This window comes from Streptomyces sp. NPDC092045, assembly GCF_044756005.1.
Taxonomy (GTDB): domain Bacteria; phylum Actinomycetota; class Actinomycetes; order Streptomycetales; family Streptomycetaceae; genus Streptomyces.
This window is the reverse complement of record NZ_JBIVSC010000007.1, coordinates 214,964-239,367: the sequence shown is the minus strand read 5'-3', so window position 1 is coordinate 239,367 and position 24,404 is coordinate 214,964. Positions and strand designations below refer to the sequence as shown.

Sequence of the window (24,404 nt, the reverse complement as noted above, 5' to 3'; positions counted from 1 at the left end):
GGGCGTCGTCGGTGGAGACGGTGGTGGGGCGGGCGAGCTCGGGCAGTCCGTCCAGGGCGGCCCGGCGCATCGAAGCCCCCGGATTCCCGGCGGCCTCGGGGCCGGGGCCGGCGGGGGCTGATCGGACGCGGGGGGTGGACATGGGGCTCCTTCGACGGTGCTCGGGACCTGCCCCGACCCCGTGAAGAGGGCGACGGCGCGGGTCCGCCGGTCAAGCGTCTCGAACCAGGATGCCCCGTATCCAGGGGTTTGGCACGATTTACCGGGGAAGCCGTCCGGGAGGGGAGACGGACCCGTCTCCGAGCGAGAGGAGCGAACGATGCCGCGCGGATCGAGCCCCAAACGGGAACGACAGTACGAGCACATCAAGGACAGCGCCCTGGACCGCGGGGAGAGCGAGAAGCGCGCCGAGGAGATCGCCGCGCGCACGGTCAACAAGGAGCGGGCCCGCAGCGGCGAGTCCAGGACGGCGAGCAAGAGCTCGACGCAGGACGTGTCCTCGTCCCACCGGGGCGGCAAGCGCTCGCACAGCGGCGCGCAGGGACCGACGTACGACCAGCTCTACGCCGAGGCCAAGCGCCGCAACGTCCACGGCCGGTCCTCGATGGACAAGGCGGAGCTGAAGAAGGCCCTGGGCGAGTGACGCACCCGGTGGAGCGCTGAACGGCCCCCGTGCCGTGTCCCGGACGGTCGTCGTCCGGGACACGGCACGGGGGCTCCTTCCGCCGGCTCCTTCCGCCGGAGTCACCAGGGGCTCACCAGCGGTACCAGCGGCCGCCGCCGCTCCGCATGAAGAAGCCGAGCACCCAGAGCACGAGCAGGGCGATGGCGATGTACCAGAGCACGTCGACCGCGAAGCCCGCGCCGAACAGGACCAGGATCACCAGGAGGACGAGGAGAAGGGGGACCACGACGTCACCTCCGTCGTTCACGGTGGCGTCCGGCGCTCGTCCGCCCGGACAGCCGCTACACCGCCCCTGCCCGCTCCCTCCGCGACCATGCGTCGCCGCGCGTTCCCGCGACCGTGCTCCTGCCACCGCGTTCCTACGCCCCGGGCCGGTGCTCCACCACGCCCCGGGCGATCCCGAGGCCGACGAGGTCGTGGGGCCGCAGCCGCAGCTCGTCGGCCGTCGCGCCGGCCTCCCTGGGCGCCCGCTTGAGGATGGCCGCGGCGGCCTCGGGCGCGATGACGGAGAAGTACGCGTCCGGGGTGACCCAGGTGTTCCCCGGGGCGGCGAGCGCGAGCGCCCCGCCCGAACCGCCCTCCCCGATGAGCAGCGAGGTCAGCGGGGTGCGCGCGCCCGCCACGGCGGCGAACAGGTCCGCGATCGCGCTGCCCGCGCCCGAGCGCTCCGCCTCCGCGTCGTTGGCGGCCCCCGGGGTGTCGATCAGGGTGAGCACCGGGACGCCGAGACGGCCGGCGAGGCGCACCAGCCGGGCGGCGGTGCGGAAGCCGGCCGGGCGGGTCGCGGTGCCGCACTGCGCGGCGTAGGCGACCGTGCGCCCGTCGGGGAGCCGTCCGAAGCCGCACCGCACCCCCGGGTCGACACCGCCGCAGCGGTCGCCGGAGATCTCCTCGCGGAGGGTGAAGTGGGCGTCGAGGTACGCGCCGGCCCGGGGCCGGTCCGGGTGCCGGGCCCGCGCCACGGCCTCCCGGCCGCTCGCCGGGGGCGCCGCGCCGGGGCCGCCGAGCGCGTACGGCGGCGGGACCGGGCCCTCGGCCGGACGGGTGAGCAGGGACAGCCAGCGCCCGAGGACGGCGCGCAGCTCCTCCGGCGGCACGATCGCGTCGACGTGCCCGTGCGCGAGCTGCGCCTCGGCGGTGTACGCGCCGGGGTCCGCGTCCGGCGGCCGCACCCGGGAGCCGGCGAAGGCGACCTGCGCGCCCGGCAGCGCCAGGACCACGTCGGAACCCGCGCCGAGCGTGGCCCAGCCGCCCCCGGTCGTCGGATCGCGCAGGACCGCGATCTGCGGCAGCCCGGCGGCCCTGGTCAGCTCCGACTCGCGGGCCAGGTGCTGGAGCTGGAGCAGGGCCCGCATGCCCTCGTGCATCCGGCTGCCGCCGGTGGCCGGCAGGACCACCACGGGCAGCCGCCGCTCCCGGGCCAGGGCGTGGGCCGCGACGGCCCGCGCCCCCGTCCGCTCCCCGAGGGAGCCGCCGAGGAACCGGAACTCGAAGGAGATCAGCACCGCCTCCACCCCGCCGATCACGCCCGTGCCGCACACCACCGACTCGGTCTCGCCGGTCCGGGCGGCGGCGCGGGCGTGCGCGGCGGAGTAGCCGGGCCAGCCGATCGGTCCGTCACCGGTCAAGGCGCCTTCGTCGAAGGGCAGTTCGGTGAAATCGTCGGCCACCAGGGCGAGCGCCCCGCGTGCCGTCGTCGGGTCGGTCATGCGGGCCTCACAGCCGGTCGCGGGTACGGGGACGCGTACGGGTGGATCAGCGGTGCGCCCCACCGTACCGCCCGGTCCGGCAGCGTCCCGGGGCGGCCCCGGGGACCGGCCTCAGGCCATGATCCCGCTGCCGTGCGGGGCGTACAGGTCCAGGAGCCGGACCCGGGTCACCTGGAGGCGGTGCGCCAGGATCGAGCCCAGCCAGAACAGGACCGAGGAGCCGAACTCCGGATCGGAGCGGCACATCGACCGGACGGCCGGGGCGTTGAACTCGTACGCCCGCACCGGTGTCATCGCCTCGGCGCCCGACTGGCACAGGTACGGCGGGAACATCCAGGAGAGGCCGACCAGCTCGCCGTGGTGCAGGGTCTCGATCACGGGCGACCCGCGCCCCGGCACCCGCGCGTCGAGCGTCACCGCGCCCGTCTTCACGATCCAGAAGCGATCGGCGTGCCGCTGCTCCTCGAAGAGGCGGTGGCCGGACTCGAAGTACACGTCCTCGGCGAAGGCCATCAGGCGCTCCCGGTGCTCCGGGGGCAACGTGCTGACCTTGGGCGTGGCACTGCTCATGGCGGGCCCTCCTCGCACACTCGACTCCCACCCCCAGTGTCGGCCAAGGAGCCGCCGCGCGCGCAGGCTCGGGCCGCAGGTCACGCCCCCGGGACCGCCCCCTCACCCTCCGTGCGCCCCCGCCCGGCGCGGGCGGTTCCGGCGGAGGGCGGAGCACGCACGTGGGGAGGGAGCCGCCGAGCGGGGGTGGTGCGACCCGGAACGGGGGACGTGACCCGAGGCGGGGGGCGACCCAGGAGGGTGCCGGGCCCGTCCCGGACGGCGGCGACGCGCTCGTGGTGCCGCGCGGGGTCGAAGCACTTCGGGACCCTGCACGTCCTGCGCTCCATCGACCTCACGGTCCACCGGGGCGGGGCCGTCGTGGTCGTCGGCCCCTCCGGCTCCGGGAAGTCGACGCCGTGCCGGGCGATCAACCGCCTGGAGAACCACCGCGCCGTGCGCGGCGCGGCAAGGGGTCCTCCGGCGCGGTCGTCGGCCCGGGCGCTGGAGGAACCGGCCGCGCCGGGCGAGCGCGGGGACCGCCCGGGCAACCCCTGAAGCGGCGGGGCGGGCCCTCAGCGGCGTGCCAGCGCCAGCAGGCTCAGACCGAACATCAGGACGCCCAGCGGGACGTGGACCGCCGGGACGTGCGCGATGCCGACCGCCACCTGGACCGAGGCGAGGACGAGGAATCCCGAAGCGTGCCACACGGGCCGGAGCGGGCCGCCGCCGGGCTTCCACGCCAGCACCGCCGCGAGCACGTACAGCATCGACGCCCCGTACATCACCCGGGCCCCGACGTCGTGCGGCGTCCCTCCGTGGGACGAGGTCAGCAACAGCCCGGCGGAGACCGCCTGGAGGAAGAGCGTCAGGGTCTGCAGGAGGATCGCGGTCCTCAGGAAGGAGAAGCCGCGCTCCGCGTGTGCCGTCACCTGGGTGGCCATGTCACAGTCCCCTTTTCCGCCCCGGCCTTCCGGCCCCCGGGCAGTGGATCGATAAGGTCTCACCCGTCTGACGACGCGGGCCCGCGAAAGGTAAGGCCGGGGTCCGCGCGGGTGCGGGGAAGGGGGCGGCCGGGGCATGGGGATCGCGGGGACCGGCACGGACGGCACGGAGGACACGGACGGCACGGCCGGCGAGCGAGGGCGGCTGATCAACGTCGCCTACCGGCTGCTCGGTTCGGTGACCGAGGCCGAGGACGCCGTGCAGGAGGCCTACGCGCGCTGGTACGGGCTGCCGGGGAGCCGGCGGGAGGAGATCCTGTCCCCGGGGGCCTGGCTGACGACGGTGACCGGCCGCGTCTGCCTGGACCTGCTCGGCTCGGCGCGGGCCCGCCGCGAACGCTACGTCGGCGCCTGGCTGCCCGAGCCGCTGCCCGACCGCGCCCAGTGGGACCGCGCGGGCTCCTCCGCCGGTCCCGGGGACCCCGCCGACCGGATCGTCCTGGACGAGTCGGTGGCCATGGCCTTCCTCGTCGTCCTGGAGTCGATGACGCCCGCCGAGCGGGTGGCGTTCGTCCTGCACGACGTCTTCCGGTACCCGTTCGCCGAGATCGCGGGGGTCCTCGGCAGGACCCCCGCCGCCTGCAAGCAACTGGCGGCCTCCGCCCGGCGGCGGGTCGACACCGGGCGCGGACCGGCGCCGGCGACCGGCCGGGCCGACGTGGTCAGGCACGTCAAGGAGGCGTGGGAGACCAAGGACGTCGCGGCCCTCGTCGGACTCCTCGACCCGGCCGCCGTGATGACCGCCGACGGCGGCGGCACGGTCGGCACCGTCCTGCGCCCGGTCGAGGGCGGTACCCGCGTCGCCCGGTACATGGTCGCCGTGGCCGACAGGGCGCCGGGCCTCGAACTCCTGGAACGGTCGGTCAACGGCGTGCCCGGCCTGGTGGCCCGGAAGGACGGCGTCGTCGTCACCGTGGCCGCGTTCGACGTCGCCGACGGGTGCGTCGCCAGGATCTGGGTGGTCCGCAACCCGGAGAAGCTGCGGCCGTGGACGGGGGACTTCCCTGACGCACCTCAGGGTCCGCCCCGTCACGCCTGACGGGCCGGGGCCCCTCCCGCGGGTGAAGGGGCCCCGAGGACACCCCGAAAGCACCCATCCGCGAGGCGATCCGTGCCGAAGTACTCAGCATGAACGCCACCAGCGACGTGCACCGGCCCGTCCGCGAAGCCACCCGCACCGACCGCCTCCTCGCCGCGCTCGGCGGTCTCGTCGCCGCGTACGTCTCCCTGGCCGTCGCGGACCTCGTCGCCTCCCGGGTCCGCCCCGAGGCGAGCCCCGTCGTGGCCGTCGGCGGCGCCTTCGTGGACCGGACCCCGGCCGCCCTCAAGGACTGGGCGATCCGGACCTTCGGCGAGGACGACAAGGCCGTCCTCCAGCTCGGCATCCTGCTCGTCCTCGCCCTGCTCGCCGTGGGGACCGGGCTGCTCGCGCTGCGCCGCCGCGCGCTCGGCTCGGCGGCGGTCGGCGCCTTCGGCGTCCTCGGCGCCCTCGCCGCCGTCACCCGCCCGGACTCGGACTCGGCCGTCGACGCCGTGCCCTCCCTCGTCGGAGCCGCCGCGGGCGCGCTCCTCCTGTACGTCCTCATGGGCCGCCTCCTCGCCCCCCGGCCCGGCGCCGTGACCCGGCCCGGCGCCGGTGCCGGGAGCGGTGCCGGGAGCGGGGCCGGGTCCGGGACCGCAGCCGAGAACGAGAGCGGGAGCGCGACCGGGGCCGGGGCCGGGGCCGGGACCCGGGCCGCCCGCGCGGACCGCAGGAGCTTCCTCCTCGTCGCCGCGTCCACCGGCCTCGCCGCGACCGGGGCCGCCGCCCTCGGCAGGGCCGTCGGCTCGCCCGCCGAGGAGAACGCCGCCGCCTCCCGGGCGGCCCTGCGCCTGCCCCGGCCGGCCTCCCCGGCGCCGCCCGTCCCCGCCGGAGCCCGGCTCGCCGTCCCCGGCATCAGCCCCTTCGTCACCCCCAACCGGGACTTCTACCGGGTCGACACCGCCCTCGTCGTCCCCAAGGTCGACGCGAACCGCTGGCGCCTGCGCCTCCACGGCACCGGCGTCCGCGAGGACCTCGTCCTCACCCTCCGGGACCTCATGGCCCGCCGCACGGTCGAGCGGGACATCACCCTGTCCTGCGTCTCCAACGAGGTCGGCGGGCCGTACGTCGGCAACGCCCGCTGGCTCGGCGTCCCCCTCGCCGACCTGCTGCGCGAGACCGGGGTCCGCCCGCCCTCCGAGGGCGGGCCCGCCGACCAGCTGGTGGCCCGCTCCGTCGACGGCATGACCATCGGCACCCCCGTCGAGGACGTCATGGACGGCCGCGACGCCCTCCTCGCCTTCGGCATGAACGGCGAACCCCTGCCCTTCGAGCACGGCTTCCCCGTCCGCATGGTCGTCCCCGGCCTCTACGGCTACGTCTCCGCCTGCAAGTGGATCGAGTCGATCGAGCTCACCACCTTCGACGCCTACGACGCCTACTGGGTCCCGCGCGGCTGGGCCGCCGAGGCCCCCGTCAAGACCCAGTCCCGCATCGACACCCCCCGCCCCTTCGGCCGCCCCGCCGCCGGCACCGTCATGGTCGCCGGGGTCGCCTGGGCCCAGCACCGGGGCGTCCGCAGGGTCGAGGTGCGGGTCGACGACGGCCCCTGGCGGGAGGCCCGGCTCGCCGCCGAGGACACCCGCGACACCTGGCGCCAGTGGACGTACCCCTGGGAGGCCGCCCCCGGCCGCCACACCCTCACCGTCCGCGCCACCGACGGCACCGGCGCCACCCAGCCCGAGCGGCGCACCGAGACGATGCCCGACGGGGCCCAGGGATGGCACTCGGTCGTCGTGACGGTCGAGTGAGCGCAGCGGGCACCCGCGACCGTGGACGCGCGACGGGTCGCGGGCGAGCAACGGATCGTCGGTGCGTAACGAAGCACCCGGAGGCACCCGTTCGGGGGACATATGAGGGACACTGCTTCCGTGCGTGGACATCTGCCGGACGAGAACCCCGGTTTCGTGGGACGCCGCACGGAACTGGAGCGCGTCTCCGCCGCGTTGGCGGAGCACCGCCTCGTCACCGTGACCGGCGTCGGGGGAGTCGGGAAGACCCGGCTCGCGCTGCGCGCCGCACACCGGGCCGCCGAGCGGTACCCGGACGGGGCCTGGTGGACCGACCTCGGCCAGCTCGACGGCGAGCGGCTGCTCGTCGCGCTCGTCGCCGACTCCGTGGACCTCGCCGACCACACCCCCGGCACGGCCGCCACCGGCCTCTGCCGCCGCCTCGCCGGCGACCGGCTGCTGCTCGTCCTGGACTCCTGCGAGCACCTGGCCGAACCCTGCGCTCGGCTCGTCGCCGAACTCCTCGCCGCCGCCCCCGGCCTCACCGTCCTCGCCACCAGCCGCCGGCCCCTCGGCGTCGAGGGCGAGGAGACGATCGCCCTCGACCCGCTGCCGCCCGCCGGACCGGACGCCCTGGCCCTGCTCCGCCGCGCCGCCGGGGAGGACTTCCCCGCCGCCGGACCCGCCGGAGAGATCTGCGTACGTCTGGAGGGCATCCCGCTCGCCCTCGAACTCGCCGCCGCCCAGATCCGCCTCCAGGGCGCCGAAGCCGTGCGCGACCAGCTCGGCTCCCGCCTCGACGCCGCGCCCGGCGCCCGCTTCGACCTGCTCGTCCACACCGAGCGCGTCTGGCCCGGCCGCCACCAGACCCTGCGCGCCGCCATCGGCTGGAGTCACGAGCTGAGCACCCCGCTCGAACGCCTCCTCTGGGCCCGGCTCTCCGTCTTCCGCGGCCCCTTCGACCTCGTGTCCGCGACCGCCGTGTGCACCGGCGGACCGCTGGACCGCGCGACCCTGCCGGAGGCGCTCGACGGACTCGTCCGCTCCTCCGTGGTCCGCCCGCCCGACGCCGCCGGACGCCACCGGATGCTCGACACGATCCGCGAGTACGGGGCGACCTGGCTGGACCGCACCGGCGGGGCCGGAGCCGTCGCCGACCGGCACGCCGCCCACTTCCGGGACCTGGCCCGCCGGGCCGAGACCGAGTGGCACGGCGTCCGCCAGCTCCGCTGGTACCGCACCGTCGACGCCCACCACACCGATCTGCGCACCGCCCTGGACCGGCTCCTGCGCACCGACCCCGACGCCGCCCTCGACCTCGTCGGCTCCGTCGCCTTCGCCTGGTCCTGCCGTGGCCGCCTCCGCGAGGCCCGCGACGGCCTCGAACAGGCCCTGCTCCTCAGCGAGGCCCGCGGCCGCGTCCGCGCCCGCGCCCTGTGGGCCCTCGGCGTCACCCTCGTCCTCCAGGGCGAGTTCGGTCCCGCCCAGGACGTCAGCGAGCGCTGCGCCCGCGAGGCCCGGCACGCCGAACACGCCGAACCCCCCGGCTCCGCCGGTCCGGTCGACGACACCGGGCGTACGGAGCGCGGCGAGGCCGCCGGCCGCGACCGGCCCGGCGACCTCACCCTCGACGCCGCCGCCCTCGCCGGCCTCCTCGCCCTCACCACCGGCCGCCCGACGGCCGCCCACGTCGTCGTGGGCCACGTCCTCGACGCCGCCCGCGGCGGACCGGCCGACTCCGCCGCCCGGCTCCGCTGCCACCTCGTGCGGGTCTTCGCCCTCACCGGCCTCGGCCGGCTCGCGGAGGCCCGGGAGCGGGCGCTCCGGCTGCGCGCCCTGTGCGAGGAGCTCGACGAGCACTGGACCCGCACCGCCCTGGAGTACCAGCTCGCCCTCACCGGCCTCCTGGAGGGCGACCCGGCCGCCGCCTCCGGCCACGCCCGCGCCATGCTCGAAGGCACCCGCCGCCTCGGCGCGAGCCTCGGCGTCGCCCTCGGCCTCGACGTCCTGGCCACCGCCCTCGCGGCGGCCGGGGAGGGCGAGCGCGCCGCGGACGTCTCCGGCACCGGCGAGGCGTACTGGCGCTCCACCGGCCAGCCCCGGCGCGGCCTGCCCGGCCTGCGGGCCCTGCACGAGAAGTACACGGACACGGTCCGCGCCTCGATCGGCGAGCCCGCGTACGAGGAGATCTTCGTCCGCGCCCTCACCGGCCTCCCGCAGGACGGCCTCGACCGCGCCCTGCGCGGACCCGGGCACGCCTGACACGTTTCGGACCCTCCGCACCGGGACATCCGCGCCATGGGACCGGCACGCGGCACCGACCGCCACCCCCGTCGCCCCGGGCATGCCGCCCGACCTGTCTGAACGCACCGGCACGGGCAGGCCCGGCGCGGGGCGACGGCAGGGCGCCCCGGTGCGTAGAGTCGGCCCCTGTACCAGCAGTGCGGGCCGTACGCGCGGACGAGTGCCACGGCACGCACGAGCGAACGACCCACGACGAGGAGACCCCCGTGACCGACCCGGCGTCCACCGCCCTCCAGCAGCAGATCGCCCGGGACCTCCAGGTGTCCGGCACCTTCGACCCGGCGGCGGAGATCGAGCGCCGGGTGGCCTTCCTCGCGGAACGGCTCACCTCCACCGGGCTGCGCGCCCTCGTGCTCGGCATCAGCGGCGGCGTCGACTCCACCGCCGCGGGCCGGCTCTGCCAGCTCGCCGTGGAGCGCGCCCGCGCCGCCGGCCACGACGCCGTCTTCTACGCGATGCGCCTGCCCTACGGCGTCCAGGCCGACGAGAAGGACGCGCGGGCCGCCCTCGATTTCATCCGCCCCGACAAGGTCCTCACCGTGGACGTGAAGGCGGCGAGCGACGCGGCCCTGGAGGCCTGCCTCGCCGGTGACGTGACCTTCCGCGACGCCCACCACCAGGACTTCGTGCAGGGCAACATCAAGGCCCGCCAGCGGATGATCGCCCAGTACGCGGTCGCCGGCGCCCACGACGGCCTGGTCGTCGGCACCGACCACGCCGCCGAGGCCATCTCCGGCTTCTTCACCAAGTTCGGCGACGGCGCCGCCGACGTCGTCCCGCTGACCGGTCTGACCAAGCGGCGCGTCCGCGCGGTCGCCGCCGAGCTGGGCGCCCCGGACGGCCTCGTGCGGAAGGTCCCCACGGCCGACCTGGAGACCCTCGACCCGGGCAAGCCCGACGAGGACGCGCTCGGCGTCACGTACGACGAGATCGACGACTTCCTGGAGGGCGAGCCGGTCTCCCCCGAGGTCTTCGACGCGATCGTCCGCCGCTACGAGCTCACCGAGCACAAGCGACAGCTCCCGATCGCGCCCTGAACGATCACTTCTTGACCGATCACTCCCCGAGTGATCGCCTCCTGGGCGAGCGTCCCCGACCGGGTGCCCCGGGAGGGCGGCGGCCACCGGCCCCGCCCTCCCGGCCTTTGCGGCTTCCCGGCCCTCCCGGCCCGCGCCCTCCCGCCCCCGTGGCCCGAACGGGCCCGGCCGGGGTGCGCGGGGGAGCCGTACCGCCTCGAATGGGAGCGTGACCGCGCCGCCCGACGACTGCCTCGCCCGCAACGAGTGGATCTGCGGCGCCTACCTCTCCACCCGCGGGGAGATCCTCGCCGACGCCGTCGTCCAGCACCTCCGGCTCACCGGCGCCTCCGTCGCCCTCGCCCTCCTCATCGCCCTCCCCCTGGCGATCGCCGCCCGCCGCCTGCGCTGGGTCGCGGCCCCCGTCCTCGGGATCACCACGCTCCTCTACACGATTCCCGCGCTCGCGATGTTCTCGCTGCTCCTGCCCCTGTACGGGCTCTCCTCCGCCCTCGTCGTGGCCGGTCTCGTCCTGTACTCGCTCACCCTCCTCGTCCGCAACCTCCTCGCCGGGTTCCGGGCCGTCCCCGAGGAGACCCGGCAGGCCGCGCGCGGCCTCGGCTACGGGCCGCTCCGGCTCCTCCTCGCCGTCGAACTGCCCCTCGCCCTGCCCGCCGCCATGGCCGGGCTGCGCATCGCGGCCGTCTCCGCCGTCTCCCTCGTCACCATCGGCGCGATCGTCGGCCACGGCGGCCTCGGCAACCTGATCTACGCCGGGATGAACACCTACTTCAAGGCCCAGGTCCTCACCGCCTCCGTCCTCTGCGTCGTCATCGCCGTCGCCGCCGACCTGCTCCTCCTCGGCGCGCAGCGGCTGCTCACCCCCTGGACCCGGGCGCGGTCCGCGTGAACACCGTCTCCGCCGCCTGGTCCTGGCTCACCACCGCCGCCCACTGGTCCGGCGAGAACGGCGTCGGGCACCGGCTCGGCGAGCACGTCTTCCTCACCGTCGCCTGCCTCGCCCTGAGCTGCGCGATCGCCCTGCCGACCGCCCTGGTCCTCGGTCATCTCGGCAGGGGCGGCGGGCTCGCCGTGAACCTCGCCAACGCCGGCCGGGCCGTTCCCACCTTCGCCGTCCTCGTCCTGCTCCTGCTCAGCCCGCTCGGTCCGTACGGGGAGTGGCCGACGATCATCGCCCTCGTCCTGTTCGCCGTGCCCCCGCTGCTCACCAACGCGTACGTCGGGATGCGGGGCGTCGACCCCGACGTCGTACGGGCCGCCCGGGGCACGGGCATGACGGGCGCCCAGACCCTCGCCCGGGTCGAGCTGCCCCTCGCGCTGCCGATGGTCCTCACCGGGGTGCGGATCGCCGCCGTCCAGCTCGTCGCCACCGCCACCGTGGCCGCGCTCGCCGGAGGCGGCGGCCTCGGCCGGATCATCACCGCCGGCTTCAACCTCGCCTCCACGCCGCAGGTCGTCGCCGGGGCCTTCCTCGTCGCGGCGCTCGCCCTCCTGGTGGAGGGGGTCTTCGAGGGCGCCCGGCGGCTCGCCCCGGGCCGGACGCGGGGGAGCGGCGCATGAGGGCGTCCGGGTCCCCGGGGCGCGGTTCGGAAGCCCCGCGCGCCCGGCGGCGCCCGGCGCGCGCCCTCGCCCTCTGCCTCCTGGCTGCGGTCTGCGGAGGCTGCTCCACGGGCCCGTCCCTGGAGGACCGGGACGCCGTCACCGGACGGCCCGGCGACGGGCGGCGGCTGGTCGTCGGCTCGGCCGGGTTCACCGAGAGCGACCTGCTCGCCCAGATGTACGCCCTGCTGCTCCAGGACGCCGGGCACTCGACGAAGATCCTCTCCGTCACCAACCGCGAGCTGTACGAACCGGCCCTGGAGAACGGGCAGATCGACGTCGTGCCGGAGTACGCGGCCACCTTCGCCGACTGGCTGAACGCCAAGGCCGACGGGCCGGACGCGCCGACCGTCGGCTCGCCCGACCCGGCCGCCACCATGAAGGCGCTCCGGGCCCTCGCCGGGCCGCGCGGCCTGACCGTCCTCGATCCCGGCCGCGCTGCCGACCAGAACGCCTTCGCCGTCACCGCCGCCTTCGCCGCCGAGCACCGGCTGAAGACCCTCAGCGACCTCGGCGCCAGCGGCCTCCCCGTCCGGCTCGCGGCCGGGGACGAATGCGTCCGGCGGCCTTACTGCGCCCCCGGCCTGAAGGAGGTCTACGGCATCGACGTGACCGCCGTCGACCCGAAGGGCGTCGGGACGACGCAGGCGAAACAGGCCGTCCGGAGCGGCCGGGACCAGCTGGTCCTCACCACGACCACCGACGCCACCCTCGACGACTTCGGGCTCGTCCTGCTGGCCGACGACAAGCACCTGCAGAACGCCGACCTCGTCGTGCCCGTGGTCAACCGGGAGCGGGCCGGGGACGAGGGCGTCGTCCGCGCGCTCGACCGGCTCAACACCGTCCTGACCACCGCCGACCTGGCCGGCCTCAACGAGCGGGTGGACAGCCGGCGCCGCCTTCCGGAGGACGTGGCGCGGAACTACCTCACGGGCAAGGGCCTCCTGGCGGACCCACGCCACCGCTGACCGCCGGCCGGCTCGCTCCCGGTCCCGCCGGGCAGCGTCTCCCGTCACGCCCCTTGCGGGGCGGTCCACGGCCCTGCTATCCATTCGTTAGGAAGGTTTCCTTCCAGTCCCGGAGGCGTCAACCCTCCGGCGTCCAGCCCTCGTTCGTCGTTCCGTGGAGACCCCCATGACTTCCGCACGAACCGTACGACCCCGCGCGCGTCGCCTCGGCGTCGCCGGCACCGCCCTCGGCACCCTGCTCCTCGGCCTCGCCGCCGCCCCGCCGGCCGTGAACGCCGCCCCCGCCCCCGCCGCGCCGTCCGGGACGGCCGCCACCACCCCGGCCGCGATCAACGGACAGCTCAAGGTCTGCGGCACCAAGCTCTGCAACCGGTACGGCAAGCCGATCCAGCTCCGGGGCATGTCCTCGCACGGCACCCAGTGGTACAGCCAGTGCCTGACGGGCGGTTCGCTCGACGCCCTCGCCAAGGACTGGAAGGCCGACGTCCTGCGCGTCTCCACGTACGTCCAGGAGGACGGCTACGAGACCGACCCGCGCAAGTACACCGACCTCGCCCACGCGCTCATCGAGCAGGCCACCGCGCGCGGCATGTACGTGATCGTCGACTGGCACATGCTCGACCCGGGCGACCCCCACCACAACCTCTCCCGCGCCAAGACCTTCTTCACCGAGATCGCCCAGCGCCACGGGAGCAAGACCAACCTGCTGTACGAGATCGCCAACGAGCCCAGCGGCGTGTCCTGGTCCAGGATCAAGAGCTACGCCGAGCAGCTCATCCCCGTCGTCCGGGCCAAGGACCCGGAGACGCCGGTCCTCGTCGGCACGCGCGCGTGGTCCTCGTTCGGCGTCTCGGAGGGCGCGAACGAGTCCGAGGTCGTGTCCGCGCCGGTGAACGCGTCCAACATCATGTACACCTTCCACTTCTACGCGTACTCGCACCGGGACGAGTACCTGAAGACCCTCTCCCGCGCCGCCGACAAGCTGCCCGTCTTCGTCACCGAGTTCGGCACCCAGAACTACGCGGGAGAGGGCTCCAACGACTTCACCATGACGCAGAAGTACCTGGACCTCATGGCCTCCAAGAAGATCAGCTGGGTCAACTGGAACTTCTCCGACGACGAGCGCAGCGGCGCGGTCTTCAAGACCGGCACCTGTGACAAGGGCGGCCCCTGGACCGGCACCGGGCCGCTCAAGCCCGCCGGCGTCTGGATCCGGGACCGCGTCAGGACGGCGGACGACTTCCCCACCTCCTGACCCGCCCCCTCCGCCCCGTCGCGGACACGCCCCCGCCGTGCGGTCCACCGCCCCGGCGGGGGCGTTCGCGCGGGCGGCCGGGGCCCGGCCCGGCGGCGCGCGAAAGTCCAAGCGGTGGGCCCCCCTTACCCATGGCGCGGCCGTGACGGGCGGCGGTAGAACTCGCGGCGGGGCCCCGAGGCCCCGCGAGGAGAGGACCCGCACATGAGCACCCACGTCGGCGCGGAGATCGCCGGACAGCCCGACTGCTGGCGCCGCGCCGCCGAGGACGCGGAGCGGCACGCCGGGCTGCTGCCGGCCCGGGGCGAGCGCGTCGCGGTCGTCGGCTGCGGCACCTCGTACTTCATGGCCCGCGCCTACGCGGCCCTGCGCGAGTCCCTCGGCGCGGGCGAGACCGACGCCTTCCCCGCCTCCGACGCGACCCCGCTCGGGCGCGGCTACGACCGGATCGTGGCCCTCACCCGCTCCGGCACCACCACGGAGGTCGTGGACCTGCTCGCCCGCGCCGCCGGCCGCGTCCCCGCGCTCGTCCTCACCGGGGCGCCGGGCAGCCCCGCCGGGCGGCTCGCCGACCGGGTCCTCGACCTCGGCTTCGCCGACGAACGCTCCGTCCTCCAGACCCGGTTCGCCACCACCGCCCTCCAGCTCCTGCGCGCCGGACTCGGCGTCGACCTCGGACCGGCGATCGCCGACGCCGAACTCGTCCTGTACGAGCGGCTGCCCGCCGCCTGGGAACGGCGCGGCCAGTTCACCTTCCTCGGCACCGGCTGGACGGTCGGACTCGCCGACGACGCCGCCCTCAAACTGCGCGAGGCGGCCCGCGCCTGGACGGAGTCGTACGCGGCGATGGAGTACCGCCACGGCCCGATCAGCATCAGCGACCGCTCCAGCCTCGTCTGGTGCCTCGGCCCCGCCCCCTCGGGCCTGCGCGACGAAGTGGAGTCCACCGGCGCCCTGTTCGCCGCCGACGCCATCGACCCGGTCGCGGCCCTCGTCCGCGCCCAGCGGCTCGCGGTCGCCCTCGCCGGCCGGCGCGGCCTCAACCCCGACCGGCCCCGGCACGTCTCGCGGTCGGTGATCCTCGCCGGTGCGTTCCGCCCGACGGGCCCTCAGGCGGCCCGTATCCTGCGCCCATGACCGGAAACGACGTCCCCGACCTCGCCGAGATGCCCGGCGACTGGCGGCGCGCGCTCGCCGTCGTCGCCCACCCCGACGACCTGGAGTACGGCTGCGCGGCCGCCGTCGCCGGCTGGACCGACGCCGGGAAGGAGGTCGTCTACGTCCTCGCCACCCGGGGCGAGGCCGGCATCGACACCCTCGCCCCGGACGTCTGCGGACCGCTGCGCGAGCGGGAGCAGCGGGACAGCGCCGCCGTCGTCGGCGTGGACACCGTGGAGTTCCTCGGCCACCGGGACGGCGTCGTCGAGTACGGCACCGGGCTGCGCCGCGACATCGCGGCCGCGATCCGCCGCCACCGCCCCGAACTCGTCGTCACCCTCAACCACCGCGACACCTGGGGCGGCGGCCCCGGCGCGCCCTGGAACACCCCCGACCACCTGGCCGTCGGCCGCGCCGTCCTGGACGCGGCGTCCGACGCGGGGAACCGCTGGATCTTCCCCGAGCTGGCGGAAGAGGGCCTGGAGCCGTGGGACGGCGTCCGCTGGGTCGCCGTCGCCGCCTCCGGCACCCCCACCCACGCCGTCGACGCGGGCCCCGGCCTGGACCGCGCGGTCCGCTCGCTCCTCTGCCACCGGACCTACCTCGAGGCCCTGACGGACCAGGACCCGGAGGAGTACGTCCGCTCCTTCCTGGCCGGAACGACGGGCGGGGCGGCCGACCGCTTCGGCGGCCGGCCGGCCGTCGCCTTCGAGCTGTTCCCGCGCTGACCGGGCGGCGTCAGGAGGAGGCCCCGCCGTCCACCGCCGCCTCCAGGTCGCCGAACAGCAGCTCGGTGTTGATGGTGACGCCCGCCCGGTAGCCCAGGCCCACCGCGTTGACCACCTGCTCCTGCGGGCCCGTCACGTTCCCCGCCGCCCACACGCCGGGCACGCTGGTGCGGCCCGTCCCGTCCACCGCGACGAACTCCCCGAACGGCGTCCGGTCCGTCTTCGCGCCGAGCTGCCGCAGCACCCCGTCCCGGGCCGCGAGGCGGTCCGCCCCGACGAAGACCACCTCGCGCGGCACGAACCGCCCGTCGGCGAGCCGGACCCCGGCCAGCCGGTCGTCCTCCACCGCGAGCCCGGCGACCTCGCCGGTCACGACCTCCACCCCCGCCGCGTCGAGCAGCGCCGCCTCCCGCTCGGAGAGCCCGGCGGCGGTGTGCAGGAAGAGCGTCACGTCCGAGGACCAGTGGGAGACCATCAGCGCCTGGTGCGCGGGCATCGCCGGATGGGCGATCACCCCGAACGGCCGGTCGCGGACCTCCCAGCCGTGGCAGTACGGGCAGTGCAGCACGTCCCGGCCCCACCGCTCGGCCACCCCGTCGATCTCCGGCAGCTCGTCGACGAGCCCGGTCGTCACCACGAGCCGCCGCGCGCCGACCGCCGTGCCGTCCGCGAGCGACACCGTGAAGCCGTCCCGTCCGTCCGGCGCCGCGCCGGTGACCCGTCCGGCCCGCCACTCCACCCCGTACGCGGCGATCTCCTCCCGGCCCGCCGCCAGGTACGCGGCGGGGCTCATGCCGTCCCGGGAGAGGACGCCCTGCATGTGGGCCGTGGGGGCGTTGCGGGGCTCGCCCGCGTCGACGACCAGGGTCCGCCGCCGCGACCGGCCCAGGACCAGGGCCGCGCTGAGCCCGGCCGCGCCGCCGCCGACGACCACCACCTCGTACTGCTCCGTGTGTGCGTTCATGGGACCGAGGTTCGCTCCGGTTCTGCCGGGACCGCAAATGAACTTGCCGTTCCTGCAACACTGGACCCATGACCGAAGACGACCGCATCGACGCCGTCCTGAACGAGGTCGGCCCCCGCCTCCGCCGCCTCCGCCACGACCGGGGCGTGACCCTGGCCGAGCTCTCCGCCGCCACCGGCGTCTCCGTGAGCACCCTCTCCCGCCTCGAATCCGGGCAGCGCAGGCCCAGCCTCGAACTGCTCCTGCCGCTCGCCCGCGCCCACCAGGTCCCGCTGGACGAGCTGGTCGGCGCGCCGCCCGTGGGCGACCCCCGGGTCAAGGCCAGACCGATCGTGCGGCACGGGCGCACGATGTACCCGCTGACCCGGCAGCCCGGCGGCCTCCAGGCGTACAAGGTGATCCAGGAGAAGCCGTACGAGTCCCCGGAGCCCCGGGTGCACGAGGGGTACGAGTGGCTGTACGTCCTCTCGGGCAGGCTCCGGCTCCACCTCGGTGGGCGCGAGGTCGTCCTGACGGCGGGGGAGGCGGCCGAGTTCGACACGCGCGTCCCGCACTGGTTCGGGCCCACCACCGAGGGGCCGGTGGAGTTCCTGAGCCTGTTCGGGCCGCAGGGGGAGCGGATGCACGTCAGGGCCCGGCCCGAGAAGTCCCGCTGACCGGCTCCCCGGGGGGCCGGGAGGCGTGACCGGCCCGTCCTCCGGGAAGTCGGCCCGCTCCCGTCGCCGTTCCCGGGAAGTGGGGCCGGCCTGTTCCCCGGACGCAAGCGACCGCTTAGTATGCAACCGACCGCACGGTACGGAGGAGGCTCCCGGATGCAGGCATGGCGTGTGTACGAGAACGGCGAACCGGACGCGGTGATGCGCCGCGAAGAGGTGGAACCGCCCGTCCCCGGCGAGGGGCAGGTCCTCCTGAGGGTCCGCGCCGCGAACGTCAACTTCCCCGACGCGCTGCTCTGCCGCGGCCACTACCAGGTCCGCCCACCGCTGCCCTTCACCCCCGGCGTCGAGATCTGCGCCGAGACCGAGGACGGGCGCCGGGTCATCGCCACCACCGCCCTCCCGCACGGCGGCTTCGCCGACCACGCCCTCGCCGACGCCGCCGGACTGCTCCCGGCCCCCGAGTCGCTCGACGACGCCGAGGCCGCCGCGCTCCACATCGGCTACCAGACCGGCTGGTTCGGCCTGCACCGCCGCGCCGCCCTGAAGGAGGGCGAGACCCTCCTCGTCCACGCGGCGGCCGGCGGCGTCGGCAGCGCGGCCGTCCAGCTCGGCAAGGCGGCCGGCGCCACCGTCGTCGGCGTCGTCGGCGGACCCGAGAAGGCCGCCGTCGCCCGCGCCCTCGGCTGCGACCTGGTGATCGACCGGCGCGCCGAGGACGTCGTCGCCGCCGTCAAGGCCGCCACCGGCGGCCGGGGCGCCGACGTGATCTACGACCCGGTCGGCGGCGACGCCTACCGGCAGTCCGCGAAGTGCGTCGCCTTCGAGGGCCGGATCGTGGTCGTCGGCTTCGCGAGCGGCACCGTCCCCGAACCCGCCCTCAACCACGCCCTGGTCAAGAACTACTCGGTCCTCGGCCTCCACTGGGGCCTGTACGCGGCGAAGGACCCCGCCTCGATCGTCCGCTGCCACGAGACCCTCACCGCCTACGCCGCCAAGGGCCTGATCAAGCCGCTCGTCGCGGAACGCGTCCCCTTCGCGGGCGCGGCCGACGCCGTCCGGCGCGTCGCCGACGGCACCACCACCGGCCGCCTGGTGGTCCTCCCGGAAGGAGTCCGGGCATGACCGCCACGGCCCCGGGCGCGATCGACGCCGACGGCCTCCGGGCCCGTACCCGCGCCCTCCTCGACGCGCATCCGCCCGCCACCACCGACCGCACCGACTTCCTGCGCGCCCGCTTCGACGCCGGACTCGCCTGGGTCCACCACCCCGTCGGCCTCGGCGGGCTCGACGCGCCCCGCGCCCTCCAGGCGGTCGTCGACGCCGAACTCGCCGCCGCGGGCGCCCCCGACAACGACCCGCGCCGGATCGGCATCGGCCTCGGCATGGCCGCCCCCACCCTCCTCGCGTACGGCTCCGACGAGGTCAGGCACCGCTTCCTGAAGCCGCTGTGGGTCGGCGAGGAGGTGTGGTGCCAGCTCTTCAGCGAGCCCGGCGCGGGATCCGACCTCGCCGCCCTCGGCACCCGGGCCGTCCGGGACGGCGACCACTGGGTGGTCGACGGGCAGAAGGTGTGGACCTCCAGCGCCCACCTCGCCCGCTGGGCCATCCTCGTCGCCCGCACCGACCCGGACGCCCCCAAGCACCGGGGCATCACCTACTTCGTCTGCGACATGACCGACCCCGGCGTGGAGGTCCGGCCGCTGCGCCAGATCACCGGCGAGGCCGAGTTCAACGAGGTCTTCCTCACCGGCGTCCGCATCCCCGACGCCCACCGCCTCGGCGAGGCCGGGGACGGCTGGCGGGTGGCGCAGACGACCCTGATGAACGAGCGGGTCTCCATCGGCGGAGCCCGCGTCCCCCGCGAGGGCGGCATGATCGGGAAGGCCGCCGCCACCTGGCGCGAGCGCCCCGAGCTGCGCACCCACGAGCTGCACCGGCGCCTCCTCGACCTCTGGGTCGACGCCGAGGTCGCCCGGCTCACCGGCGAACGCCTCCGCCAGCAGCTCGTCGCGGGCCGGCCCGGCCCCGAGGGCAGCGCCACGAAGCTCGGCTTCGCCCGGCTCAACCAGGCCATCAGCGGCCTGGAGGTCGAACTCCTCGGCGACGAGGGCCTGCTGTACGGGGACTGGACCATGACCCGCCCCGAACTGGTCGACTTCACCGGCCGCGACGCCGGCTACCGCTACCTGCGCTCCAAGGGCAACTCGATCGAGGGCGGCACCAGCGAGGTGCTCCTCAACATCGTCGCCGAGCGGGTCCTCGGCCTGCCCTCCGAGCCCCGCAACGACAAGGACGTCCCCTGGAAGGACCTCGCCCGATGACGGACCAGCCCGACCTCCTCTACTCCGAGACCGAGGACGACCTGCGGGCCGCCGTCCGCGCCCTGCTCGCCGACCGGGCCGGCCACGCGGTCCTCCTCGACCGGATCGAGACGGACACCCCGTACGTCCCCGGCCTCTGGACGTCCCTCGCGACCGGCATCGGCGCCGCCGGACTGCTCGTCCCCGAGGAGTTCGGCGGCCAGGGCGCGAGCCACCGCGAGGCCGCCGTCGTCCTGGAGGAACTGGGCCGCGCGGTCACCCCGCTGCCCTACCTCACGAGCGCGGTGGTGGCCACCGAGACCCTGCTCGCCCTCGCGGCGCAGAGCGCCCCGGCCGCCGAACTCCTCGCCGCCGTCGCGGGCGGCGGCACGGTCGCGGTCCTCGCCGTCCCCCTGTCGACGGCGCCGGACGCGGACCCGCCGACCGCGCCCTCCGCGGCGGCCGTCGCCGACGCCGCCGCCGCCGACGTCCTCCTCGTCCCGCGCGCCGACGGCCTGTACGCCGTACCGGCGGGCGGGGCGACGATCGAGCCGCGGACCCCGCTCGACCTCACCCGCCCGCTCGCCCGGGTCACCACGGAACCTGGCACCGGCACCCGGCTCGCCGGACCGGACGCGGCCCGCGCGGCCGTCCGGCGCGGACTGCGCGCGGGCGCCGGACTGCTCGCCTCCGAACAGCTCGGCCTCGCGGAACGGTGCCTGGAGGACACCGTCCGGTACACCCGCGAGCGCCACCAGTTCAACCGGCCCGTCGGCTCCTTCCAGGCCCTGAAGCACCGCATGGCCCAGCTGTGGCTGGACGTCGTCGGGGCCAGGGCGGCCGCCCGCGCCGCCGCCGACGCCCTCGCCAAGGACGCCCCGGACGCCCCGCTCACCGTGGCCGTCGCCCAGGCGTACTGCTCCAAGGTCGCGGTCCGCGCCGCCGAGGAGTGCGTCCAGCTGCACGGCGGGATCGGGATGACCTGGGAGCACCCCGCGCACCTGGCCCTCAAGCGGGCCAAGGCCGACCAGGTCGCGCTGGGTCCGGCGGGCCGCCACCAGGACGTGATCGCCGCCCTGGTGGACCTCCCGGCGCCCGTGTAAGGGGCTGTCTGTCCGTGCCCCTTATACATACTGTTTAATTGCATGCTGTTGGCAAAAACAGTTGATCTTCAAAAGGGGTACGGACACGATGACCGCCCGATCCATCCGCAACGCGGCGGCCACGGTGCTGGCGGGCTCCCTCGCCCTCACCGCCGCGGCCTGCACGAACCCCGGCCCCGCCACCGGCGGCACCGGCGGGCCCAAGGATTCCGCGGTCGTCGGCATCGCCTACGAGCCCGACAGCCTCAGCCCCCTCCTCGGCTACGGCAAGGACGGCAACTCGAAGATATTCGACGGCCTCCTCGCCTTCGACGCCGACATGAAGCTGAAGCCCGCCCTCGCCCGCGAACTGCCCCACGTCGGCGACGGCGGCCTCACCTACACCTACAACCTCCGCGACGGCGTGACCTTCAGCGACGGCGCCCGCTTCACCGCCAAGGACGTCGTCTTCACGTACCGCACCATCCTCGACCCGAAGACGAACAACCCCTCCCGCACCGAACTCGACGCCCTGAAGAGCGTCGAGGCGGTCGGCGACGACACCGTCGTCTTCCGGCTCAAGTACCCCTACGCGCCCTTCGCCGAGCGCACCGTCCACGCCATCGCCCCCGAGCACGTCGCCGCGCGGCAGGACGTCAACACCGGCCCCTTCACCACCAGGCCGATCGGCACCGGACCGTACGTCCTCACCGGCTGGTCCAAGGGCGAGAAGCTCAGCTTCAAGGCCAACCCCACCTACTGGAACGGCGCGCCGCAGGTGAAGAAGTTCACCATGGCGATCATCAAGGACGACGACGTCCGCGCCACCCGGCTGCGCGCCGGCGACCTCGACGGCGCCATCCTGCCGCCCAACCTCGCCGCCGGCTTCGAGGCCGACAAGGGCAGGAAGACCTGGACGGCGAAGACCTACGACTACCGCACGGTCACCCTCCCCACCCACCACGAGGTGACCGGCGACACCGCCGTCCGCCGCGCCCTCGACCTCGCCGTCGACCGGCAGGCCATGGTCGACAAGATCCTCGAAGGCGCCGGGAAGCCCGCCTACGGGCCCGTCCCCACCGACAGCCCCTGGTTCACCAAGGGCACCGAGCGCCGCCACGACCTCGCCGGGGCGCAGAAGATCCTCGACGAGGCCGGCTGGAAGCCCGGCCCCGACGGCGTCCGCGTCAAGGACGGCGTCCGCGCCGCCTTCCCGCTCTGGTACCTCTCCGGCGACAAGCTCCGCCAGGACCACGCCCTCGCCTACGCCTCCGACGCCAAGAAGGCCGGCATCGACATCACCACCCAGGCCGGCACCTGGGAGGTCATCGAGCCCCGGATGAAGACCGACGCGGTCCTCGCCGGCGGCGGCTCGCCCGGCGACCCCGACTTCGACCAGTACCTCCTCCTGAAGTCCTCCCTCGGCGGCGACGGCTTCAACAACATGGCCTGGTACGACAACAAGACCGTCGACAAGGCCCTGGAGGACGGCCGCCGCACCGACGACCCCGCCAAGCGGCACGCCGCCTACGACACCGTCCAGCGCGAACTGGTGAAGAACCCCGGCTACACCTTCCTCACCCACATCGACCACCTCTACGTCGTGAACGACTCCTGGGACGGCCCGAGCACCCAGACCGAGCCGCACGACCACGGCCTCGCCGCCGGCCCCTGGTGGAACGTCGAGACCTGGAAGCCCAAGAACGCCGGAGCGGCGCAGAAGTGAAGCGCCGCCTCCCCTGGGGGGCCATGGCGCGGATGACGGGACGGCGCGCCCTGGCCGCCGTCCCCGTCCTCCTCGGCGTCACCCTCGCGGTCTTCGCCGTCGCCGAGGCCTCCCCCTTCGATCCCGTCAAGGCCTACGCCGGCACCGCCGGACTCACCTCCTCGCAGGAGAACCTCGACCAGCTCCGCGCCAACCTCGGCGTCGACCGGCCCCTCCTCACCCGCTGGTGGGACTGGCTCACCGCCGCCCTCACCGGCGACCTCGGCGACTCCGCCGTCATGCGCCGGCCCGTCGCCGAGGTCATCACCGAACGCGTCGGCTGGTCCGTCCTGCTCGCCGCCACCGCCTTCGCCGTGGCCATCGCGCTCGGCACCCTCCTCGGCGTCCTCGCCGGACGCCGCCGCGGCGGCCTCCTCGACCGGGCCGTCAGCTCCGCCGCGTACACCCTGGAAGCCGCCCCCGCCTTCTGGCTCGGCCTCCTCGCCATCTGGTTCTTCGCCCTGAAGCTGGGCCTCCTGCCCGCCGGCGGCCTCACCGACACCGCGAGCGACACCGTCACCTTCGACCAGGTCGCCCGCCACCTCGTGCTGCCCGCCCTCGTCCTCGGGATCTCCCAGCTCCCGTGGTTCTTCCTGTACGTCCGCCAGGGCGTCGGCGACGCCCTCGACGAGGACCCCGTGCGCGGCGCCCGCGCCCGCGGCCTCGGCGAGCGGACCGTCCTCACCGGCCACGCCCTCCGCTCCGGAATGCTCCCCATGCTCACCCTCGTCGGCTCCCGCGTCCCCGAGCTGATCACCGGCGCCCTGCTCGTGGAGACCGTCTTCAGCTGGCCCGGCATCGCCGCCGCCACCGTCACGGCCGCCACCTCCGTGGACTTCCCGCTGCTCGCCGCGCTCACCGTCCTCGCCACCGCCGCCGTCCTCCTCGGCAACCTCCTCTCCGACCTGCTGTACGGCCTGGCCGACCCGAGGGTGGGCTTCGATGGCTGACCCGCGCACCCACCGCACGCGCCTGTGGACCTCCGCCGTCACCGTCGCGGTCGTCCTCCTCGCCGTCCTGCTCGTGCCGCCGCTCGTCCAGCTCGACGAGCAGGCCGTCGACCTCTCCCGCAAGCTCCTGCCGCCGTCCTGGGACCACCCCTTCGGCACCGACGACCTCGGCCGCGACCTCCTCCTGCGCTGCGTCTACGGCCTGCGGGTCTCGCTCCTCGTCGGACTCGTCGCCGCACTCGTCGCCACCGTCATCGGCACCGCCGTCGGAGCCGCCGCCGGCGCGCTCGGCGGCTGGACCGACCGCACCCTCATGCGGCTCGTCGACGCCTTCTCCTCCGTGCCGCACCTGCTCCTCGGCATCTTCGTCGTCGCCCTCTTCCGGCCCGGCGTCTGGCCCGTCATCGTCTCCGTCGCCGTCACCCACTGGCTCTCCACCGCCCGGATCGTGCGCTCCGAGGTCCTCTCGCTGCGCACCCGGCCCTTCGTGGACGCCGCCGTCTCCGGCGGCGCCGGCCGGTGGCGCGTCGCCGTCCGGCACCTGCTGCCCGCCGTCCTGCCGCAGGCCGGGCTCGCCGCCGTCCTGATGGTCCCGCACGCCATGTGGCACGAGTCCGCGCTCTCCTTCCTCGGCCTCGGCCTCCCCAGCCACCAGGCCAGCCTGGGCAACCTGGTGCAGAACGCGCGCTCCTCGCTCCTCGCCGGGTACTGGTGGCCCACCCTCTTCCCCGGCCTCCTCCTCATCGTGCCGACCCTCGCCATCGCCGGACTCGCGGGCGTGTGGCGCGACCGGCTCAACCCGCGCCGCCGATCGGAGCTGATGCTGTGAACGCGCCCCGCGCCCCGAAAGCCCCGAACACCCCCGACGCCCCGGAGC

24 protein-coding genes are annotated in these 24,404 nt (G+C 75.3%); 19 read left to right on the top strand and 5 right to left on the bottom strand.

What is annotated here, in order from left to right:
* Positions 1 to 319: 319 nt before the first annotated feature.
* The gene (locus ACIQKA_RS20315) at positions 320 to 643 is read left to right on the top strand and encodes a plasmid stabilization protein (protein ID WP_383155627.1); all 324 of its coding nucleotides are present in this window, start codon (positions 320 to 322) and stop codon (positions 641 to 643) included.
* Positions 644 to 755: 112 nt separating this feature from the next.
* On the opposite strand, the gene ACIQKA_RS20310 is transcribed toward ACIQKA_RS20315, so the two are convergent.
* The 3 genes from ACIQKA_RS20310 to ACIQKA_RS20300 form a co-directional block, all read right to left on the bottom strand.
* Positions 756 to 911, bottom strand: coding sequence for a hydrophobic protein (locus tag ACIQKA_RS20310; RefSeq protein WP_383155629.1), 156 nt, complete (start codon positions 909 to 911; stop codon positions 756 to 758).
* Positions 912 to 1,044: 133 nt separating this feature from the next.
* Positions 1,045 to 2,394, bottom strand: a complete 1,350-nt coding sequence (locus ACIQKA_RS20305; protein ID WP_402541823.1) for a carboxyl transferase domain-containing protein — start codon at positions 2,392 to 2,394, stop codon at positions 1,045 to 1,047.
* 111 nt (positions 2,395 to 2,505) lie between these two features.
* A complete protein-coding gene (locus ACIQKA_RS20300; RefSeq protein WP_383155633.1) occupies positions 2,506 to 2,964 on the bottom strand; it encodes a Crp/Fnr family transcriptional regulator in 459 nt (152 codons plus the stop codon).
* Between the two features lie 240 nt (positions 2,965 to 3,204).
* Here ACIQKA_RS20300 and ACIQKA_RS20295 point away from each other — a divergent pair, with 240 nt between their 5' ends.
* Positions 3,205 to 3,501 (top strand): ATP-binding cassette domain-containing protein, encoded by a 297-nt coding sequence (locus ACIQKA_RS20295; protein ID WP_402541820.1) that lies wholly within the window; start codon positions 3,205 to 3,207, stop codon positions 3,499 to 3,501.
* A 17-nt stretch (positions 3,502 to 3,518) separates the two neighbouring features.
* On the opposite strand, the gene ACIQKA_RS20290 is transcribed toward ACIQKA_RS20295, so the two are convergent.
* Entirely contained in the window at positions 3,519 to 3,887 is a 369-nt protein-coding gene (locus ACIQKA_RS20290; protein WP_383155636.1) for a hypothetical protein, read from the bottom strand.
* A 136-nt stretch (positions 3,888 to 4,023) separates the two neighbouring features.
* Here ACIQKA_RS20290 and sigJ point away from each other — a divergent pair, with 136 nt between their 5' ends.
* The 10 genes from sigJ to ACIQKA_RS20240 all read left to right on the top strand — a co-directional run bounded on the left by sigJ (position 4,024) and on the right by ACIQKA_RS20240 (position 15,807).
* Positions 4,024 to 4,986: an RNA polymerase sigma factor SigJ gene (gene sigJ / locus ACIQKA_RS20285; RefSeq protein ID WP_402541818.1), complete on the top strand. Its 963-nt coding sequence runs from the start codon at positions 4,024 to 4,026 to the stop codon at positions 4,984 to 4,986.
* A gap of 89 nt (positions 4,987 to 5,075) precedes the next feature.
* Complete coding sequence (locus ACIQKA_RS20280; protein WP_402541816.1) at positions 5,076 to 6,779, top strand: molybdopterin-dependent oxidoreductase; 1,704 nt, start codon at positions 5,076 to 5,078, stop codon at positions 6,777 to 6,779.
* 102 nt (positions 6,780 to 6,881) lie between these two features.
* A complete protein-coding gene (locus tag ACIQKA_RS20275; protein ID WP_402541814.1) occupies positions 6,882 to 9,020 on the top strand; it encodes an ATP-binding protein in 2,139 nt (712 codons plus the stop codon).
* A 248-nt stretch (positions 9,021 to 9,268) separates the two neighbouring features.
* A complete protein-coding gene (gene nadE, locus ACIQKA_RS20270; protein WP_402541812.1) occupies positions 9,269 to 10,099 on the top strand; it encodes an ammonia-dependent NAD(+) synthetase in 831 nt (276 codons plus the stop codon).
* A gap of 208 nt (positions 10,100 to 10,307) precedes the next feature.
* Positions 10,308 to 10,988, top strand: coding sequence for an ABC transporter permease (locus ACIQKA_RS20265; protein WP_383436047.1), 681 nt, complete (start codon positions 10,308 to 10,310; stop codon positions 10,986 to 10,988).
* Positions 10,985 to 11,659 carry an ABC transporter permease gene (locus tag ACIQKA_RS20260; protein WP_383436044.1) on the top strand — a complete coding sequence of 225 codons (675 nt, stop codon included), beginning with the start codon at positions 10,985 to 10,987 and terminating at the stop codon, positions 11,657 to 11,659. The genes ACIQKA_RS20265 and ACIQKA_RS20260 overlap by 4 nt, the downstream gene beginning before the upstream one ends.
* A complete protein-coding gene (locus ACIQKA_RS20255; RefSeq protein WP_383443801.1) occupies positions 11,656 to 12,666 on the top strand; it encodes an ABC transporter substrate-binding protein in 1,011 nt (336 codons plus the stop codon). The genes ACIQKA_RS20260 and ACIQKA_RS20255 overlap by 4 nt, the downstream gene beginning before the upstream one ends.
* A gap of 166 nt (positions 12,667 to 12,832) precedes the next feature.
* Positions 12,833 to 13,921 carry a cellulase family glycosylhydrolase gene (locus tag ACIQKA_RS20250; protein ID WP_391095036.1) on the top strand — a complete coding sequence of 363 codons (1,089 nt, stop codon included), beginning with the start codon at positions 12,833 to 12,835 and terminating at the stop codon, positions 13,919 to 13,921.
* 204 nt (positions 13,922 to 14,125) lie between these two features.
* On the top strand, positions 14,126 to 15,058 hold the full coding sequence (locus ACIQKA_RS20245) for an SIS domain-containing protein (RefSeq protein ID WP_402541808.1): 933 nt from the start codon (positions 14,126 to 14,128) through the stop codon (positions 15,056 to 15,058).
* The gene (locus ACIQKA_RS20240) at positions 15,055 to 15,807 is read left to right on the top strand and encodes a PIG-L deacetylase family protein (RefSeq protein WP_402541806.1); all 753 of its coding nucleotides are present in this window, start codon (positions 15,055 to 15,057) and stop codon (positions 15,805 to 15,807) included. Before ACIQKA_RS20245 ends, ACIQKA_RS20240 begins: the two co-directional genes overlap by 4 nt.
* A gap of 10 nt (positions 15,808 to 15,817) precedes the next feature.
* Here ACIQKA_RS20240 and ACIQKA_RS20235 read toward each other — a convergent pair whose 3' ends face one another.
* Positions 15,818 to 16,771, bottom strand: a complete 954-nt coding sequence (locus ACIQKA_RS20235; RefSeq protein ID WP_383155660.1) for an NAD(P)/FAD-dependent oxidoreductase — start codon at positions 16,769 to 16,771, stop codon at positions 15,818 to 15,820.
* A 68-nt stretch (positions 16,772 to 16,839) separates the two neighbouring features.
* On the opposite strand from ACIQKA_RS20235, the gene ACIQKA_RS20230 reads away from it, so the two are divergent.
* The 7 genes from ACIQKA_RS20230 to ACIQKA_RS20200 all read left to right on the top strand — a co-directional run bounded on the left by ACIQKA_RS20230 (position 16,840) and on the right by ACIQKA_RS20200 (position 24,356).
* Positions 16,840 to 17,427, top strand: a complete 588-nt coding sequence (locus tag ACIQKA_RS20230) for a helix-turn-helix domain-containing protein (protein ID WP_402541804.1) — start codon at positions 16,840 to 16,842, stop codon at positions 17,425 to 17,427.
* 156 nt (positions 17,428 to 17,583) lie between these two features.
* Positions 17,584 to 18,552, top strand: coding sequence for an NADPH:quinone oxidoreductase family protein (locus ACIQKA_RS20225; RefSeq protein WP_402541802.1), 969 nt, complete (start codon positions 17,584 to 17,586; stop codon positions 18,550 to 18,552).
* Positions 18,549 to 19,751, top strand: coding sequence for an acyl-CoA dehydrogenase family protein (locus ACIQKA_RS20220; protein WP_402541800.1), 1,203 nt, complete (start codon positions 18,549 to 18,551; stop codon positions 19,749 to 19,751). Before ACIQKA_RS20225 ends, ACIQKA_RS20220 begins: the two co-directional genes overlap by 4 nt.
* Positions 19,748 to 20,833 (top strand): acyl-CoA dehydrogenase family protein, encoded by a 1,086-nt coding sequence (locus ACIQKA_RS20215; RefSeq protein ID WP_383443788.1) that lies wholly within the window; start codon positions 19,748 to 19,750, stop codon positions 20,831 to 20,833. Before ACIQKA_RS20220 ends, ACIQKA_RS20215 begins: the two co-directional genes overlap by 4 nt.
* 88 nt (positions 20,834 to 20,921) lie before the next feature.
* Positions 20,922 to 22,538 carry an ABC transporter substrate-binding protein gene (locus ACIQKA_RS20210; RefSeq protein WP_383436032.1) on the top strand — a complete coding sequence of 539 codons (1,617 nt, stop codon included), beginning with the start codon at positions 20,922 to 20,924 and terminating at the stop codon, positions 22,536 to 22,538.
* Positions 22,535 to 23,527, top strand: a complete 993-nt coding sequence (locus ACIQKA_RS20205; protein WP_402541798.1) for an ABC transporter permease — start codon at positions 22,535 to 22,537, stop codon at positions 23,525 to 23,527. The genes ACIQKA_RS20210 and ACIQKA_RS20205 overlap by 4 nt, the downstream gene beginning before the upstream one ends.
* Entirely contained in the window at positions 23,520 to 24,356 is an 837-nt protein-coding gene (locus ACIQKA_RS20200) for an ABC transporter permease (protein ID WP_383155676.1), read from the top strand. The genes ACIQKA_RS20205 and ACIQKA_RS20200 overlap by 8 nt, the downstream gene beginning before the upstream one ends.
* Positions 24,357 to 24,404 lie beyond the last annotated feature (48 nt).